The following is a 16,446-nucleotide window of genomic DNA, read 5'->3' as shown; positions in this document are numbered from 1 at the left end:
TTTATCTTCCAAATGCTTCGCCCCTACTGACCAAAATGTTGGAATCCCTGGCTGAGGCTGAGAACTTGGTCGGGGATTTCTGCTTTTTCGTGGTGTAAAATCACTTTTGAGCCTGGGGTAATTGTGCCAATTATGGCTGCACCTGTGCCTAATTTTTGCACTAATGCTAATGCAGGTTCTGGTGGTAAACACAGGACTAATTCAAAATCTTCGCCACCATAGAGGGCGTATTTTAATGATTTTTCTGGTGTGAGCCACCCTTCAAAGGCTGATGGTAAGGGTATTTTACTAGATTCTATAACCGCACCGACGTTACTGGCTCGGCAAATTTGTAATATTGCGTCTGCTAAACCGTCGCTGCTATCCATACCGGACATAGGCAGGGGGCAGGGGGCAGGGGGCAGGGAGCAGGGGGATATGAGAATTTTTTTGAGGATAGAGATTACATCTAAACGGGGTTTGGGGCGCTGGTGGGCGGTGATTAAGGCTGCCTTGGCTTCAGTTTTGAGGTTTTGAGCTATTTCGGGATGTAAGAGTAATTCTAAGCCTGCACGGGAGGCTCCATGTATACCTGTGATGACAATAGCATTTCCTACTTGAGCGGTGGCACGACGGATGATGAAATCTGGGTTAGCTTGACCAAAGGCGGTAATTGCTAAAGTGGTAATGGGCGATCGCACTATATCACCACCAACTATGGGAACATGATACTTTGACAAGCATTCTGTCATGCCCTGATATAGTCGCTCAACCCAATTTACAGTTACATCTCCCGGTAAACCTAATCCCACAGTTATGCCCACGGGAGTCGCCCCCATTGCTGCTAAATCGGATAAATTAGCCGCCGCAGCCCGCCAACCAGCATCCTCTGGAGAGGTGGTAACATCACTAAAATGCACACCGTCAACGAGCATATCTGTAGTAACTATCAAAGATTGATTTGGTAAGGTTTCTAAAACTGCGGCATCATCACCAATTATATCGGGTGGACAAAAGCGTTGTAATCTTTCTAAAAGACCTTGTTCGCCAATATCTCGAACTCGTAAGCCAGATAAATCACTATTCATAATTAAATGTACTCATTACTTTATGGGAATAGATCCTGATAGTTCAATACCTTCGCCAAATTGAAAAAAGCCTTGATTCGGAGGTTGGGTTGTGGAACGTTAGCATTGCCAAGCAATAGCATGAAACCCAATGTATTTGTTGAGTTGCGCTGTCGCTTAACCCAACAAAGCAAAAAATGGCGAAAGTATTGATAGTTTGTAAGTAATACCTAAAGATAGATGAAATTTTACTAATCTTAAAATTAATCGTAAACAATCGGACTTATATAGTATAGAATACCCAAATGAGTTTTTTCTGGTGTGTAATGGTGCTATAAAAATGACACTTTCCCTGAAAGATAATTTAAATTCGTTACAAGTGCAGCGTTATTGTGAACTCCTGCACGTCTTAGTAGGAAGGACTCTGAAAGTCCGCTACCGGGGTTCTTTTCTGGGGGTTTATTGGTCACTATTAAACCCGTTGATTATGACAGGGCTATATACTGCCATTTTTGGTGCTACCTTTGCATCTTATTATGGTAACTCCATCATGAACTATATGCTGGCAGCACTGACGGGGCTGTTGGTCATCAATTTTTTCTCAGCTTGCACATCCCAAGCTTTAACCAGCGTAGTCGGCAATGGTGCATTATTAAATAAAATCCAGTTGCCAGTCAGTGTTTTTCCGGTATCAATGATTGCGGCGAATGTATTTCAGTTTTCAGTGGGAGCATTTCCGTTACTAGCGATTATGACTTTGATTAACTCCAAAAGTCTAGTCAATGTCCTAGCTTTGGTATTTCCATTTCTCGCACTGATTTTAGTTTCTACAGGAGTCGGTTTTTTAGTCAGTGCTTTGTACGTATTTTTTAGAGATTTACCTTACTTTTATGAATTAGTAGTATTTGTAATTTGGATTAGTAGTCCCATATTTTATCCAGCAGCTATTGTTCCCAAGCAGGTAAAACAGTTTTTAGGCATTAATCCTTTATCTCCAATTATTGAAAGTCTGCGTCAGATTACCTTATCAGGTTCTCCACCCGATTTAGGTTTGATTTGGGGGGCTTTACTGAGTGGCATCATTATTTTAGCCTTGGGATGGACTTGTTTTCATCTGTGGCGGCATCAATTTATGGATTTGCTTTAAATGGAAGTAATACGTCTGGATAATATTTCACTGTGGAGAAGGACTCAAGAGGAATTTTCCTATGACTTAAAAAAAACGCTCCTATCTGTGGTAGAGGGCAAATATCGTCAACCTGCCAAAAAATTAGTTTTAGATAATATTGACTTAGTGGTTGAAAAAGGCGAAAAAATAGGTATAATTGGGGCGAACGGTTCTGGTAAATCCACTCTGTTAAAGATAATTTCTGGCATTCTTCAGCCTACATCTGGTACTGTCAGGGTTCGAGGTCAAGTTGCGCCTTTAATTGAACTAGGAGCAGGTTTTGATGCTGACATTTCCGTGATTGACAATATCCTACTTTATGGTGTATTGTTGGGTTTTTCTAGGGCTGAGATGAAAGCAAGAGCGCATTCTATTTTGGAGTTTGCCGAATTGGAGGATTATGCTTTAGTTCCAGTTAAGGGTTTATCTTCGGGTATGGTGGCTCGTTTGGGTTTTTCTATTGCCACAGATGTCCAGCCGGATATTTTGATTTTAGATGAGGTGTTATCTGTGGGAGATGAGAGTTTTAAGAATAAGTGTAAACAAAGGATGGATCAGTTTTGGGATAATAACGTCACTATTTTGGTTGTATCTCATTCAATGGAGTTTATTCAACAGTCTTGCGATAAAGCAATTTGGTTAAGTAAGGGTAATATAAAATTGTCTGGAGAATCTGATGAAGTTGTAAGATGCTATCTTGAAGGTGTAAACAACCCTCCAATAATTTCTAGTTAAATTTTCAGAAGCAACTTAAATTACTGTATTTTTAAATATTGAAATGTAGGTCTATCTATTATTATGGGTAATAATAAATATATTGAGTTAAACGAGTGTCCCTTTTGTCAATCTAAGAATTTAAAAAAACACGAAAAACGAGCAGATAATATTTGGGTTTTACTTTGCCAAAATTGTGGTTTAGGTTTTGTGGAAAAATATCCAGAAAATCTACAAGAACTTTATAGTTTAGATTATTATGAAAAACGAGGGATTGAAAATCCTGTCATTGGTTATACTAACTATAAAGAAATCAAGTATGACTACTTTTTATGGTCTATTGCACTTGTAGCGATAATAGAAAAAAAAGGTAGTTTATTTGATTTAGGATGTAGTAACGGTTTATTTTTAGATTTAGCGAAAAGTCATGGATTATTTCCCTTAGCAGGACTTGAATTAAATCAAGATTATGCCCAAATTTGTCAAGGGAAAGGCTATGAAGTATCTAGTGAGGATTTTATCACCTTTGCACAGCCTCAAGAACAAAAATATAATATCATAACGGCTTGGGCAGTTTTAGAACATATTCCACAATTGTTAGAAACATTAACTAAAATAAAGTCTTTATTAAATGAAGATGGTTGGTTCTTTTTTGAAGTTCCTTGTTTAACTTTCACAACAAGAGATCAATACTGGTATAACTCATCTTTAGAACATATTTATTATTTTACAGAAAAGAGTATTCAGAATGTTCTCAGTGAATATTTTTCTGATAGTTATTCAGGGAAAGTGGTAGCTATACAAAATTTTGGAGCAACTTATGTAGGAGTAGCTAGTCATCAATCTAACTCTAATTCCATCCTGAATATTTTTCATGCTATTTTTCAAGATAAAATCGAAAAATTAACTAGGAATAATATTTCAGCAGAGCAAATTACTCATGCTTTGATTTTTTCAATCCGCTACTTAGATGATCTAGCTATTGCCCATAAACTGCTAAATTTATTAACTCAGTATGAAAAAGACAAATTAACTTTGTCTGAACATAATATTCAATATTTAACTCAGCAATATATTAAATTATATCAAGATAATATAAGTTATTTGGAAGCAAAAAAATATTTTGTTCAAAATAATGACATACTGCAAAATGAAAAGTTACTACTTATCAATGAATTATCAGCTATTCAAAGTAGTAAATTCTGGAAAATCAGAGCAAAGTGGTTTCAATTTAGACAAGACATAGGTATAAACGATAATAGTGCATCACTTACTTTAAAAGGTCTAATTAAAACTTTAATAAAAAAAATTATAGTTAAATTTCAGAATCCTAATCCAATCCTTAAATCAATTAGGCAGGAAATTTGGGATTCTGAAAAACCATTAGTAAGTGTAATTATTCCCTGTTTTAACTACGGTCAATATGTTGAAGAAGCAATAAACTCTGTTCTGAATCAAACATTTCAGGATTTTGAAATTATCGTGGTAGATGGTGGTTCAACAGATAATTCGACAGTTACAACCCTAAAATCTTTACACAAGCCCAAAACAACTATTTATTACAGGGAAGGTCGTCATTTAGTAGGAGATAATAGAAACTTTGGTATAGAAAAAGCGCAAGGAAAGTATATTTGTTGTCTCGATGCTGATGATAAAATAAAACCAACTTATTTAGAAAAAGCTCTCTTTTTATTAGAAGCTTACGCTTATGATATTGTATCCACATCAGTACAATGTTTTGGTAATTCAATAGAAACTTGGAATATTCTAGCCCATCCTACATTAGAGGAAATTGTTAAAGGGAATCAAGTTTCCACTGTGGCTGTATTTTCTCAGCAGATGTGGGAAAAGGCTAATGGTTATCATGATTGTGGTATAGGTAAAGATTATATTTCAGAGGATTGGGATTTATGGGTAAGAATGATGGCTTTAGGCGCAAGGGTTATTAATATTTCTGAACATCTAATGCTATATCGTATTCATGGTAAGCATATCAGCTTAAGTAAGCATCCTGAAAGTCTTAGCATTAAAAATCAAGCAAAAGCTATTGCATCTTTTAATCAAAGATATCTCACTCATCAAGCTTATAAACGTTCTTGGAATAACAATCAGACATCCTGTCAAGTTATTAATGGTAGTATCAACTTAACTCAATCATACTTAGCACAAACAAAAGAAAAAAACAAAATTAAAATTCTCTTTGCTTTACCTTTTGTGATCACAGGAGGAGCAGATACTATATTACTTCAGATTGCTAAATATCTCAGTGAAAATAATTTTGATATATCAGTAATGACAACTATCAAAACTGATCCTAATAAGTTTGGTGATAATACACCTAGATACCAGGAAATTACCCAAGAGATATACCATCTATACAACTTTTTAGAATCTCAAGAAAAGTGGAAAGATTTTGTTTACTACTATCTTGAATCTCGTCAAATTGACATCCTATTTATTGTTGGTTCAGCTTATTTTTACGATCTTTTACCAGGTATCAAAAAAGATTTTCCTAATATCAAAATAGTAGATCAGCTTTTTAATGAATATGGTCACATAACAAACAACAGAAAGTATGCTGAATTGATTGATATGAATATTTTGGCAAGTCAAGTTATTGAGGATATCTTACTACAAAAATATCAAGAATCAAAGTCAAAAACTCGTGTTATCGTTCACGGAGTGGATACTCAGAAAGAATTCAATTCCATTAATATCAATCAGACACTAATTAGAGATATTATTCCCAACCGTAAATTTATTATCTCATACATGGGAAGGTTTTCAGAGGAGAAATGCCCTCTCAAATTTGTTGAGATAGTGGATAAATTACGAGACCATAAGGATATTTATTTTTTGATGTTAGGGAATGGTCCTGAGTACGACTCAGTTAAATTTAAAATAGCTACATTAGGATTACAGGACAAAATTTATGTTCCCGGTTTTGTTGATGACAATAAACCTTTCCTAAAAGCAACTGATTTATTAATTATTCCCTCAAGCATTGAAGGCATACCAATTATTCTTCTGGAGGGATTATCTTTAGGTGTCCCTGTTATTGCTTCTAGGATTGGAGGTATTCCTGATATAATTACAGATAGTTATAATGGTTTTCTTTGTGATCCGAATAATACAGATAATTTTGTTCATACAATTATCAAGATATATTCAGATGAAAATCTTCAAAGTCAACTAAAAAACAACGCTAGAACTTATGCAGAAGAAAAATTAGATATTACTAAAATGAATAAGGAATATATCAATATTTTTCTTTCCTTAGTTAAGAGTAATAACTTATAATTAATTGTTCACAAATAATAATTGGGTGCATTAAATTCATGGAAATTAAAAACAAACAAGTTTTAGTTACGGGTTCAGATGGTTTTATCGGTAGCCATTTAGTCGAAAGGTTATTGGAAGAGGGTTGTAAAATTAAAGCATTTGTATATTATAACTCTTTTAACTCTTGGGGATGGCTTGATTCTTTATCAGAAGAAAAACTGAATAATATTGAAATATTTGCTGGAGATATTCGTGATCCCAATGGTGTAGAAATAGCTATGAAAGGATGTGATGTGGTCTTTCATTTAGCTGCTTTAATTGCTATTCCTTTTTCTTATCACTCTCCTGATTCCTATGTGGATACTAATATTAAGGGAACATTAAATGTTTTACAAGCAGCTAAAAAATTAGGAGTTGAAAAAGTTTTAATTACCTCTACTTCTGAGGTTTATGGTACAGCCAACTATGTGCCGATTGACGAAAAACATCCATTTCAAGGACAATCTCCTTATAGTGCGACTAAAATTGGTGCTGATAGATTAGCCGAATCATTTTATCGCTCTTTTAATTTACCCGTTGTCATCGTTAGGCCTTTTAACACTTATGGACCAAGACAGTCAGCGCGTGCTGTTATTCCTACGATTATTACTCAATTGTTAGCAGGTGCAACAGAGATTAAATTAGGAAGTCTTGAGCCGACTCGTGATTTTAATTATGTTAAAGATACAACTAATGCTTTTGTAGAAATTGCGAAATCGGATCAAACAATAGGAGAAGAAATTAATATTGCTACTGGAGTGGAAATATCCGTTGGAGAGATGGCTAAGGAGCTAATAAAACAACTAAATCCTAATGCTAATATTATTAGTGATAATGATCGGTTACGCCCTACTAAATCAGAAGTTAATAGATTATTAGGATGTAATAAAAAAATCTTGTCACTTACCGATTGGAGTCACCAATATGATTTAGCTAAAGGATTAGCTGAAACTATAAAATGGTTTAAAAATAAGGAAAATTTATCGAAGTATAAAGCTAATATTTATAATGTTTAGTAGGGAGAATATTTTAAGATGAGAGCCATTATTTTAGCCGGTGGAAAAGGGACTCGATTAAAGCCATATACTGTTACTATTCCTAAACCTCTTGTTCCGATTGGTGGTGAGATGCCCATATTAGAGATTATCATTCGTCAATTAGCAAATTCCGGATTTGATCATATTACTTTAGCAGTTAATCATCTGGCTAATTTAATTATGGCTTTTTTTGGTGATGGTTCTTTATGGGATGTGAAAATTGATTATTCTTTAGAAGAAAGTCCTCTTAGTACCATTGGACCTTTAACTTTAATCCCTGATTTGCCTGATAATTTTTTAGTGATGAATGGTGATATCCTTTGTAATTTTAACTACCTAGATTTTTATAACTATCATATTCAAGCTGATAATGATGTTACAGTCTCAACTTTTAAAAGAGAGTCAAAAATTGATTTTGGAGTTTTGAAATACAATGAAGAAAATTTAATTTGTTCCTTTATCGAAAAACCTACTTACTACTTTGATGTCAGCATGGGAATCTATTGTCTGAATCGTCGGGTTGTTGAAAAATTGACTAAAGGTGAATCCTATGGGTTTGATAATTTAATGATAGATGGAATTAAAAATAAAAATAAAATCTTAGTAAAACCTTTTGATGGTTATTGGCTTGATATTGGTCGTCCTGAAGATTATGAAAATGCTAATGAAAATTATGATCAACTCAAAATAAAATTGGGCTTAATATGAAAGTTTTAATAACGGGAGCTAATGGTTTTACTGGTAGTCATTTAGTTAAACATTTACAGCAAAATTTTGATGTAGAACTTTACTTAACTACTCATACAAACCAAGATACTAATGGTTTAATTTGTGATTTGACAAATGCTAATGCAGTGAATAATTTAATTCAGGAAATTCAACCAGATAAAATTTATCATCTAGCGGGAAGTTTTACTAATGATTATTCTATAGATTATGCTAATAATGTTATATCTACCAAAAATATCCTAGATAGTCTTATTAACACTAAAATGCCCTGTCGAGTATTATTAATCGGCAGTGCGGCTGAGTATGGTTTAATTCAAGAATCAGATAATCCAGTTAATGAAGATCATCCCTTAAATCCAGTTAGTATTTATGGCTTAACCAAAGTCTATCAGACTCACTTAATGCAATTTTATTGTCAAGTTCATAATTTAGATATTGTTATAGCTCGTACTTTTAATTTGTTAGGAAAGAATATATCAAAACAACTTTTTATCGGCAGAATTTATCAACAAATAGAAGAATATAAAAGCGGTAAAACCGATAAAATCATATTAGGAGACTTACAAAGCAAAAGAGATTATATCCATGTTAAGGAAGCTATCAAATACTATGAAATAGTTATGAATTATGGTAAAACTGGAGAGATTTATAACGTAGGAAGTGGAACTTCTGTCAGACTGTCTGAACTTCTGGAAAAAATTATAGGAGAAAATGATCTAACAATGGATATAATTGAAACAAAGTCAAGAAATTACATTAACAAAATAAATGTTAATGATATTTTTGCCGATTTATCTAAAGTAAATTTATTAATAGGATTAGGAAAATAAATGAAAAATTAGCTTGGAGAATAAAATTAATCAGATTGCCTCACCATAGGCAGAAGCAATTAAACGACTTGAAACCATGTCAACTGCTCAAAGTGAAAGGTTGCCTAAAAATACAATCTCAGATTTTTTTTACTAAAATATAACTAAAAAAATGGCCGTTATTTCTGTAGTTATTCCTGTCTATAAAGCAGAGAAATGTCTCCATGAACTTTATACAAGACTAAAATCATCTCTACAGGTTATTTCTGAAGATTTTGAGATTGTTTTAGTAGAAGATTGTGGGGGTGATCGCTCTTGGGAGATTATCTTAGAATTAGCAAATCAAGATACCAGAGTTAAAGGTATTCAATTTAGTCGCAATTTTGGGCAACACTATGGGATAACAGCAGGATTGGATCACTGTAATGGAGATTGGGTCGTAGTTATGGATTGTGATTTGCAGGATCGTCCAGAAGAAATCCCTAAACTTTATGCTAAAGCACAAGAAGGTTACGATGTAGTTTTAGCTAAAAGAAAAAATAGGAAAGATGCTTTTCTCAAAAAACTAACTTCTAAACTGTTTTATCAAATTTTTAACTACTTGGCAGATTTAAAGTATGATGCAGAGGTCGGTAACTTTAGGATTATCTCTAGAAAAGTGGTATCTAATTTTTGTCTAATTCGGGAGCAATTAAGGTTTTTTGGCGGTTTAGTTGATTGGATGGGGTTTCCCACTGTCTGTATAGAGGTTCAACATGATTCTCGTCTAGAAGGGGAAAGCACCTACACTTTTAAGAAACTTTGGAAATTAGCTACTGATACAATTATTGCCTATTCAGATAAACCATTGCGCTTATCTGTTAAAATAGGCTTTATCATCTCACTATTAGCTTTTCTATCAGGAACTTATCTGATTATTAAAGCTATCTTATTTGGAACTCCTGTCATAGGCTGGAGTAGTTTAATAGTCTCCTTATATTTTTTAGGAGGCATTATTATTTCTATCTTAGGAATAATTGGTATTTATTTAGGTAAAACCTTTGATGAAACAAAAAAAAGACCATTATATTTAGTGAGAAATTCAACTAACTTAGATTTTAAATAACTTCTTCAGATAACATTCCATGACACAAATAAGTCCAAAAAATAATCAAATTTTGATTAAGAAAACTCCTTGGGATAAAAATATTTTAGGAATCAATACTTTTGAAATTATTGCTTCATCTGAAGAACTGTTATTTTCAAACATAAATCAATTTATAAAAAATGCAGAAAAAGGACATTATACGATTAAAGTAGATCCTCTTTGGAATACCAAATTTTTATCTGATTGTGATTTTTATTATTGTGATACATTAATACAACCATCTTGCTACTTTTCAAACTTTATTCCTCATTATCACTCTAAAATTCATCTTTCTCAAACAAATTCTTTAGAAGAATTAATTAGTATTTGTGATGGTGCTTTCATTCATGGTAGATTTCACCGTGACTTCAACATAGATAAAAAACAAGCAGATTCAAGATATAATTCATGGTTATCTCAATTGTTTAATGATCAAACAGTATGGGGTTTAATGTATGACCAAAAATTAGCAGGATTTTGGGGATTTTCTGCTCAAAATATACTGCTTCATGCTTTGAAATCCAATTTTAGAGAAAAAGGCATGGCAAAATATTTTTGGAGTATAGCTTGCCAAGAAATGTTTAAATTAGGTCATCAGGAAATTATTAGTTCAATATCTGCTTCTAATCTGGCGGTACTCAATCTTTATAGATCATTAGGTTTCACTTTTAAAAATGCTCAAGATGTTTACCACTTATTAATTCAGTAGGGTAATAACGATGAAAAAATGTAACGAATGTGCTTATATATTTGACAATCAAGAATGGAAATGTCCCAACTGTCAATATAATCCGAATCTAATTAATGGTTATTTATCATTTGCGCCTGAAATTATAGACAAAGTTGAGAGTTATGATCCGATTTTCTTTGCTAAATTAGCAAAAGTAGAAGCTAAAAACTTTTGGTTTCGTTCCCGGAATCGTCTCATTATTTCGGCAATTAAAAAATTTTTTCCAAATCAAAAAAACTTTTTAGAAATTGGTTGTGGAACAGGGTTTGTGCTTTCTGGATTAGAAAAATCTTTTTCTCAATTACAATTATCAGGAAGTGAAATATTTACACAAGGGTTAGAATTTGCGTCCCAACGTTTAAATCGTACCCAACTTTTTCAAATGGATGCACTTCATATTCCATTTCAAGATGAATTTGATGGTATTGGTGCTTTTGATGTATTGGAACACATCCAAGAGGATCATGTAGTTCTCGGACAAATATATCAAGCTTTGAAGCCCCAAGGAAGTTTAATTTTGACTGTCCCTCAACATCCGTGGTTATGGAGTCAAGCAGATGATTATGCTTTTCATGTCAGACGCTATCAATCTCAAGATTTGAAAAGGAAAGTACAACAAGCTGGATTTAAGATTGTGACAATGACTTCTTTCGTTTCCCTTCTCTTGCCTTTAATGATACTTTCCCGTTTTTCTCAACGTCGAGAAAAAAAAAATTATGATCCTCTGAATGAATTTAAGATTAGTTCATGGTTAAATGTTACTCTAGAGTTTATATTGTCCATTGAACGTCAAATGATTCAAAGTGGAGTTTCCTTTCCCTGGGGAGGTTCACTTCTTCTGGTTGCTATAAAAATTTAGGAAATTTATTTGTGATTTTTAATGATTACACCCTTTAATAAACCTTTTGTGACAGGAAAAGAACTTGACTATATCCAGCAAGCTATTAACAATGGTCATCTTTCTGGAAATGGTATGTTTACAAAGCGTTGCCAAACTTGGTTAGAAGAAACCATTGGTTGTCAGAAAGCTCTTTTGACCCACTCTTGTACAGCCGGGTTGGAAATGTCAGCAATTTTGGCAAATATTCAAGCTGGTGATGAAGTCATTATGCCTTCCTATACTTTTGTTTCTACTGCTAATGCTTTTGTTTTACGAGGGGCAGTTCCCGTATTTGTTGATATTCGTCCAGATACATTAAATATAGACGAAACTAAAATTGAATCCGCGATGACAAAAAAGACAAAAGCAATTGTTCCAGTACATTATGCTGGTGTAGGTTGCGAAATGGATATGATTATGAATATTGCCAAAAGTTATCAGCTATTGGTAATTGAAGATAATGCACAGGGAATAGGATCAACCTATAAAGGGCAACCCCTTGGAAGTTTTGGTAATCTTTCGGCTCTCAGTTTTCACGAAACAAAAAATTTAATTAGTGGAGAAGGAGGAGCATTATTAGTTAATGATGCTAGTTTAGTTGAACGTAGTGAAATTATCTGGGAGAAAGGAACAAACCGGAGTCAATTTTTTCGAGGACAAGTAGATAAATATACATGGGTTGATGTGGGTTCATCTTATTTACCAAGTGAACTAATATCAGCTTTTTTATGGGCGCAACTTGAAGAAAAGGCAATGATTTTGAAAAAAAGATTGTCTATATGGGAAGCTTATCATGAAGCTTTTTCTGAATTAGAAAAAATTGAGAAAGTTCGCCGTCCTATCATTCCAAGTTATTGTCAACACAACGCTCATTTATACTATTTATTGTTAAATAGTTTACAAGAACGAACTGATCTGATTCAATATCTAAAATCTTATAACATTCAATCAGTATTTCATTATGTTCCCCTTCATTCATCCCCTGCTGGAATAAAATATGGTAGAGTCGAGGGAAGAATGAACAATACAAATACTATGAGTGATCGTCTGTTACGTCTTCCTTTATGGATTAACTTAGATACAACAGATCAGATCATTGAGCTAATATTAAAATATTTTCAAAATTAAAGGAATTAGAAAAATGATCAATTTTATTCATGTTTTTGGATTGACTCTATTTACGTTAATTTTTAAATATATTTTTTTGAAAGATTTCTATTTTTATTTGGACGATTTTTCAGTTTTTTCTGATTTTGAAGAGACAAATTCTATTGTTCCAATTTTTACAGATAGACCTTTAGCAGGAATCTTTCTTATATCTATATTTCAAGTTTTTAAATGGAATGCGATCTACTATCATATTTTCGGCGCAATTTTAGAAATTATTGCTAACTTAACTGTTTATCATGTATGTGATCGACTGATTTGGAATAACAAATTTTACAGTAGTTTAACAGTATTATTTTTTCTGTTAATACCAGGACATTCACAAGAATATTGGTGGGTTATTTTATTAACTTTAAAACTATTATTAGTTGTATGGTTAGGTTCAATTTACTTTTTTTACCAATTTCTTTTAACCAAGAAAAATAAATTTTTATTGATTTCTTCCTTGTTATATGGAACAACTTTATTTTGCTATGAACTGGCTTTATTTTTGCCTATAATTCATTGCTTATTGTATGCAAGATTTGTGATCTGGAAAGAGCCGAAAATTAATTTTCTAAAACTTCTAAAAACTTTCTCTTATTTTGGAGCATATATTTTTGCCTTTCTCTTGTTTAGATTTACTAAATCCTTTGGTTTATCCTCACAGTTTGATCGCAGTCATATTACAATAGAAAATATATTCATCCGAACCAAAGATATATTACAATCTACTTTTTGGTTGTATCCTCAAATGGACAATTATGTTGGTTCACAGGCATTTAAAGGTTCAAGATTTACTGAATTTTCTTTCATTATAATAAGCTTATTTATGATTTTTTTAATAATCACTTGGTTTTATCCTATTTTTAAATCTTCCAATACTGCTAATTTATTTAGGAAGAATGATTACATTTTTACTATTATACTTTCTATTTGTCTATGTTTATATCCCCTGATTCCATTTTTTTTAACTTCTGCCTGGTTTGATACAAGACATACATATTTACCTCATTTGGGCTTGGCTGTTATTATTGTCTTAATACTGAGAGGATTCTTGGAAATCATCCAAAAAATAAAGCATAAAAAAATAGAATATGCAATCATACTAATAATATTTTGTTTTTTGGTACAGCCCTTGACAAGTGGGGCTGAATCTATGATAGGACTAGGAACAATTTGGCGACACGTTGGATTAGATTTAAAGAACTATGAAGCTATTGTTAAAAGCAACTTTCCAACTGTTCCACCTCAGACTCTCTTTTTAATTAAAGATGCAGAAATCTTGCGAAATTGGGTTCCTGTATTTGCTGGAGACTGGGTTGTTAATGGTTTTTTTAGAAAAATTTATCCCATACAAGCGGTTAAAGGTGACTATTACAATATACTTGCTGAAGAGCATCAATATAACCTGAAGTTTAAGATTAATCCTGATTTTAATTCCTTAATTGTGGCACAAAAGAAATATAATTTTGAACAAATAATTATATTAGATGGTAAAAATCAGCTTAGACCATTTTCAGCGATTAATATTAAAACTTTAAAAGGCAATTATTTAAAAAAGTTGCAAACCAGCGATAATAGTGATAATCTTTCTTCAGTCTTAGAACTCTATATCCCATGAAAGCTATTATAACAGGAGGTTGTGGTTTTATTGGTTCTCACCTTGTAGATTCGTTATTAGATCAAGGTGTTTATCCGATTATCTATGATAATTTTTCCACTGGCAACCTTGAAAATTTGAAAGATTCTCAAGAACAGATTGAAGTTATATCAGGTGATGTTCGTGACTTAGATACGCTACAGAAAACCTTAAAAAATGCCGACTGGGTGTTTCACCTGGCTGCACATTCTTCTGTTTCAGGTTCTTTGCTAAACCCATTTTTAACCTATGAAATCAATAATAGGGGTACATTAAATGTACTTTGGGCTGCCTTACAAGCAAAAGTATCAAGAGTTGTCATAGCCTCAAGTTGTTCAGTTTATGGAGATATTCATCAACCACCATTAAAAGAAACCTATTTACCTAATCCTAAATCTCCCTATGCTGCTAGTAAATTAACGGCTGAAGCATTAGCTGAAAGCTTTTATTATTCATACGGTTTAGAAACAGTTTGTTTAAGGTATTTTAATGTATATGGCTTACGACAAAGAGCAGATTCAGATTATGCGGCAGTAATTCCTCGTTTTGTAGAATGTTATCAACAGAAAAAGTCTCCTCAGATTTATGGTAATGGAAAACAAAGTCGAGATTTTATTCATGTTTCTGATGTTGCTAGAGCTAATATTTTGGCTGCAAGTTTACCAAGTAATATATTAGAAAAACATCGAGTTTTTAATATTGGTACAGAAAATAAAACTAATCTATTACAACTACTTGATTTAATTTCCATGCAGACGAATTATTATTTAAAACCCACTTTCCTGCCATCTCGTCCAGGAGAAATTGAACATTCATGTGCTGATATTAGTTTGGCTCAAGAAAAGTTACGTTTTCAACCTTTAATTAGTTTAGAAGAAGGTATTAAATCACTATTATGAAAATTGTTTATGTGCTTCCGTCTAATTTGGTTTGTGGCGGACATATTATAGTTCTTCAGCATATTACTAGACTAGCAAAACGAGGTCATGAGGTTATTATTTGTCTTTTAAATGAAGCTATTCCCACAACATCAAGTTCTTTTGAATGGTTTCCCAATTTTAAGTCTCATGTTGTTCATCCTCAAGATTTTCCTGATGAAGTTGATATCTGTGTTGCTACTTTTTGGGATACAGTTATTCCGGTTTTAAAATTTCCTGCCAAACATAAAGTTTATTTTGTTCAATCAGATGAAACTCGTTTTTATGATGATCCAATTCTCAAAAACCAAGTTATTTTAAGCTATTTATGTAATATTCATTATATGACAGAAGCAAAGTGGATTGTTGAATGGCTAACAGATAACTTTGGGCATCAAGCTGTTTATATCCCTAATGCTATTGATTCTGATATAATTCATCCTGCTAAACCTCTTGAAAATAAACAAGAAGATAAATTAAGAATATTAGTAGAAGGTACGATAGATACTCCTTTTAAAAGAGTAAAAGAAGCTATTGAAGCAAGTCAAGGATTAGATTGTGAAATTTGGTGTGTTTCCAATGGAGGAGAACCTTCTCCAGACTGGAAAATTGATCACTTTTTTTACAAAGTAGATTTTAGTCAAATGAAACATATTTATTCCAGTTGCGATATTTTAGTTAAACTTAGTAGTGTTGAAGGATTTTTTGGACCCCCTTTAGAAATGATGGCTTGTGGTGGAGTTTGTATTGTTAGTGATGTTACTGGATATGATGAATATATTAAGGATGAATACAATGCTTTAGTTATACCTAATGGGGATGTTCATTTAGCTCATCAAGCATTAAAACGATTAATAAATGATAAAGACTTATATAAAAAGTTGCAAGAAAATGGAAAAATAACTGCTGATTCAATGCAGTGGGAGGATTCTATTAATAAATTAGAAACTTTTTATCAAAATTTATCTAATCAACCAAAAACTTTTCATGTTCAAGGTGAAAGGATTGAGTTTTTACAGCAACTATTAGCAGATCATTATTTTGCAACGCAACAAATGTCGAAATTAGAATCAATTATAGTTAAGAATTTTAAAAAAATTAAAAAATTTATTCCTTTATCTCTCAGATTATGGATTAAAAATAAACTATAATAAGCAGTTAATAAGCAATTTATTATATAA

The 16,446-nt window shown here is 32.5% G+C and carries 14 protein-coding genes; 13 read left to right on the top strand and 1 reads right to left on the bottom strand.

Annotated features, from left to right (window positions below):
- Window positions 1–23 precede the first annotated feature (23 nt).
- Window positions 24–1,067, bottom strand: a complete 1,044-nt coding sequence (thiL, locus tag FJR06_RS06835) for a thiamine-phosphate kinase (protein WP_168651098.1) — start codon at window positions 1,065–1,067, stop codon at window positions 24–26.
- A 319-nt stretch (window positions 1,068–1,386) separates the two neighbouring features.
- Between thiL and FJR06_RS06830 the strand changes: the two genes are divergently transcribed.
- The 13 genes from FJR06_RS06830 (at window position 1,387) to FJR06_RS06770 (ending at window position 16,416) form a co-directional block, all read left to right on the top strand.
- Entirely contained in the window at window positions 1,387–2,193 is an 807-nt protein-coding gene (locus tag FJR06_RS06830) for an ABC transporter permease (protein WP_168651097.1), read from the top strand.
- Window positions 2,194–2,949: an ABC transporter ATP-binding protein gene (locus tag FJR06_RS06825; RefSeq protein ID WP_168651096.1), complete on the top strand. Its 756-nt coding sequence runs from the start codon at window positions 2,194–2,196 to the stop codon at window positions 2,947–2,949. It begins immediately after the preceding gene.
- Window positions 2,950–3,012: 63 nt separating this feature from the next.
- Window positions 3,013–6,228, top strand: a complete 3,216-nt coding sequence (locus FJR06_RS06820; RefSeq protein ID WP_168651095.1) for a glycosyltransferase — start codon at window positions 3,013–3,015, stop codon at window positions 6,226–6,228.
- Between the two features lie 38 nt (window positions 6,229–6,266).
- Window positions 6,267–7,265, top strand: a complete 999-nt coding sequence (locus FJR06_RS06815; protein ID WP_168651094.1) for an NAD-dependent 4,6-dehydratase LegB — start codon at window positions 6,267–6,269, stop codon at window positions 7,263–7,265.
- Between the two features lie 18 nt (window positions 7,266–7,283).
- On the top strand, window positions 7,284–7,994 hold the full coding sequence (locus tag FJR06_RS06810) for a sugar phosphate nucleotidyltransferase (RefSeq protein WP_168651093.1): 711 nt from the start codon (window positions 7,284–7,286) through the stop codon (window positions 7,992–7,994).
- Window positions 7,991–8,845: a GDP-mannose 4,6-dehydratase gene (locus FJR06_RS06805; protein ID WP_168651092.1), complete on the top strand. Its 855-nt coding sequence runs from the start codon at window positions 7,991–7,993 to the stop codon at window positions 8,843–8,845. Before FJR06_RS06810 ends, FJR06_RS06805 begins: the two co-directional genes overlap by 4 nt.
- 151 nt (window positions 8,846–8,996) lie before the next feature.
- Complete coding sequence (locus tag FJR06_RS06800; protein ID WP_168651091.1) at window positions 8,997–9,929, top strand: glycosyltransferase family 2 protein; 933 nt, start codon at window positions 8,997–8,999, stop codon at window positions 9,927–9,929.
- Window positions 9,930–9,948: 19 nt separating this feature from the next.
- Window positions 9,949–10,659 carry a GNAT family N-acetyltransferase gene (locus tag FJR06_RS06795; RefSeq protein WP_168651090.1) on the top strand — a complete coding sequence of 237 codons (711 nt, stop codon included), beginning with the start codon at window positions 9,949–9,951 and terminating at the stop codon, window positions 10,657–10,659.
- A gap of 10 nt (window positions 10,660–10,669) precedes the next feature.
- Window positions 10,670–11,539, top strand: a complete 870-nt coding sequence (locus tag FJR06_RS06790; RefSeq protein ID WP_168651089.1) for a bifunctional 2-polyprenyl-6-hydroxyphenol methylase/3-demethylubiquinol 3-O-methyltransferase UbiG — start codon at window positions 10,670–10,672, stop codon at window positions 11,537–11,539.
- A 21-nt stretch (window positions 11,540–11,560) separates the two neighbouring features.
- The gene (rffA, locus tag FJR06_RS06785; RefSeq protein WP_168651088.1) at window positions 11,561–12,688 is read left to right on the top strand and encodes a dTDP-4-amino-4,6-dideoxygalactose transaminase; all 1,128 of its coding nucleotides are present in this window, start codon (window positions 11,561–11,563) and stop codon (window positions 12,686–12,688) included.
- 13 nt (window positions 12,689–12,701) lie between these two features.
- Window positions 12,702–14,330, top strand: a complete 1,629-nt coding sequence (locus FJR06_RS06780) for a hypothetical protein (RefSeq protein WP_168651087.1) — start codon at window positions 12,702–12,704, stop codon at window positions 14,328–14,330.
- Window positions 14,327–15,247, top strand: a complete 921-nt coding sequence (locus FJR06_RS06775; protein WP_168651086.1) for a GDP-mannose 4,6-dehydratase — start codon at window positions 14,327–14,329, stop codon at window positions 15,245–15,247. The genes FJR06_RS06780 and FJR06_RS06775 overlap by 4 nt, the downstream gene beginning before the upstream one ends.
- Window positions 15,244–16,416 carry a glycosyltransferase family 4 protein gene (locus FJR06_RS06770; protein ID WP_168651085.1) on the top strand — a complete coding sequence of 391 codons (1,173 nt, stop codon included), beginning with the start codon at window positions 15,244–15,246 and terminating at the stop codon, window positions 16,414–16,416. The genes FJR06_RS06775 and FJR06_RS06770 overlap by 4 nt, the downstream gene beginning before the upstream one ends.
- Window positions 16,417–16,446 lie beyond the last annotated feature (30 nt).

This window comes from Dolichospermum sp. UHCC 0352, assembly GCF_009711925.1.
GTDB classification, from domain to species: Bacteria; Cyanobacteriota; Cyanobacteriia; order Cyanobacteriales; family Nostocaceae; genus Dolichospermum; species Dolichospermum lemmermannii.
The sequence above is the reverse complement of the archived record's forward strand: the minus strand, read 5'-3'. Positions and strand labels throughout refer to the sequence as shown.

Excerpts from the sequence above, each read along its gene's own strand:
- FJR06_RS06795 (WP_168651090.1), top strand. The coding sequence starts at position 9,949 with ATGACACAAATAAGTCCAAAAAATAATCAAATTTTGATTAAGAAAACT.
- FJR06_RS06800 (WP_168651091.1), top strand. The coding sequence starts at position 8,997 with ATGGCCGTTATTTCTGTAGTTATTCCTGTCTATAAAGCAGAGAAATGT.
- FJR06_RS06825 (WP_168651096.1), top strand. The coding sequence starts at position 2,194 with ATGGAAGTAATACGTCTGGATAATATTTCACTGTGGAGAAGGACTCAA.
- FJR06_RS06780 (WP_168651087.1), top strand. The coding sequence starts at position 12,702 with ATGATCAATTTTATTCATGTTTTTGGATTGACTCTATTTACGTTAATT.
- rffA (WP_168651088.1), top strand. The coding sequence starts at position 11,561 with ATGATTACACCCTTTAATAAACCTTTTGTGACAGGAAAAGAACTTGAC.
- FJR06_RS06810 (WP_168651093.1), top strand. The coding sequence starts at position 7,284 with ATGAGAGCCATTATTTTAGCCGGTGGAAAAGGGACTCGATTAAAGCCA.
- FJR06_RS06775 (WP_168651086.1), top strand. The coding sequence starts at position 14,327 with ATGAAAGCTATTATAACAGGAGGTTGTGGTTTTATTGGTTCTCACCTT.
- FJR06_RS06770 (WP_168651085.1), top strand. The coding sequence starts at position 15,244 with ATGAAAATTGTTTATGTGCTTCCGTCTAATTTGGTTTGTGGCGGACAT.
- FJR06_RS06815 (WP_168651094.1), top strand. The coding sequence starts at position 6,267 with ATGGAAATTAAAAACAAACAAGTTTTAGTTACGGGTTCAGATGGTTTT.
- FJR06_RS06790 (WP_168651089.1), top strand. The coding sequence starts at position 10,670 with ATGAAAAAATGTAACGAATGTGCTTATATATTTGACAATCAAGAATGG.
- FJR06_RS06830 (WP_168651097.1), top strand. The coding sequence starts at position 1,387 with ATGACACTTTCCCTGAAAGATAATTTAAATTCGTTACAAGTGCAGCGT.
- thiL (WP_168651098.1), bottom strand. The coding sequence starts at position 1,067 with ATGAATAGTGATTTATCTGGCTTACGAGTTCGAGATATTGGCGAACAA.
- FJR06_RS06820 (WP_168651095.1), top strand. The coding sequence starts at position 3,013 with ATGGGTAATAATAAATATATTGAGTTAAACGAGTGTCCCTTTTGTCAA.
- FJR06_RS06805 (WP_168651092.1), top strand. The coding sequence starts at position 7,991 with ATGAAAGTTTTAATAACGGGAGCTAATGGTTTTACTGGTAGTCATTTA.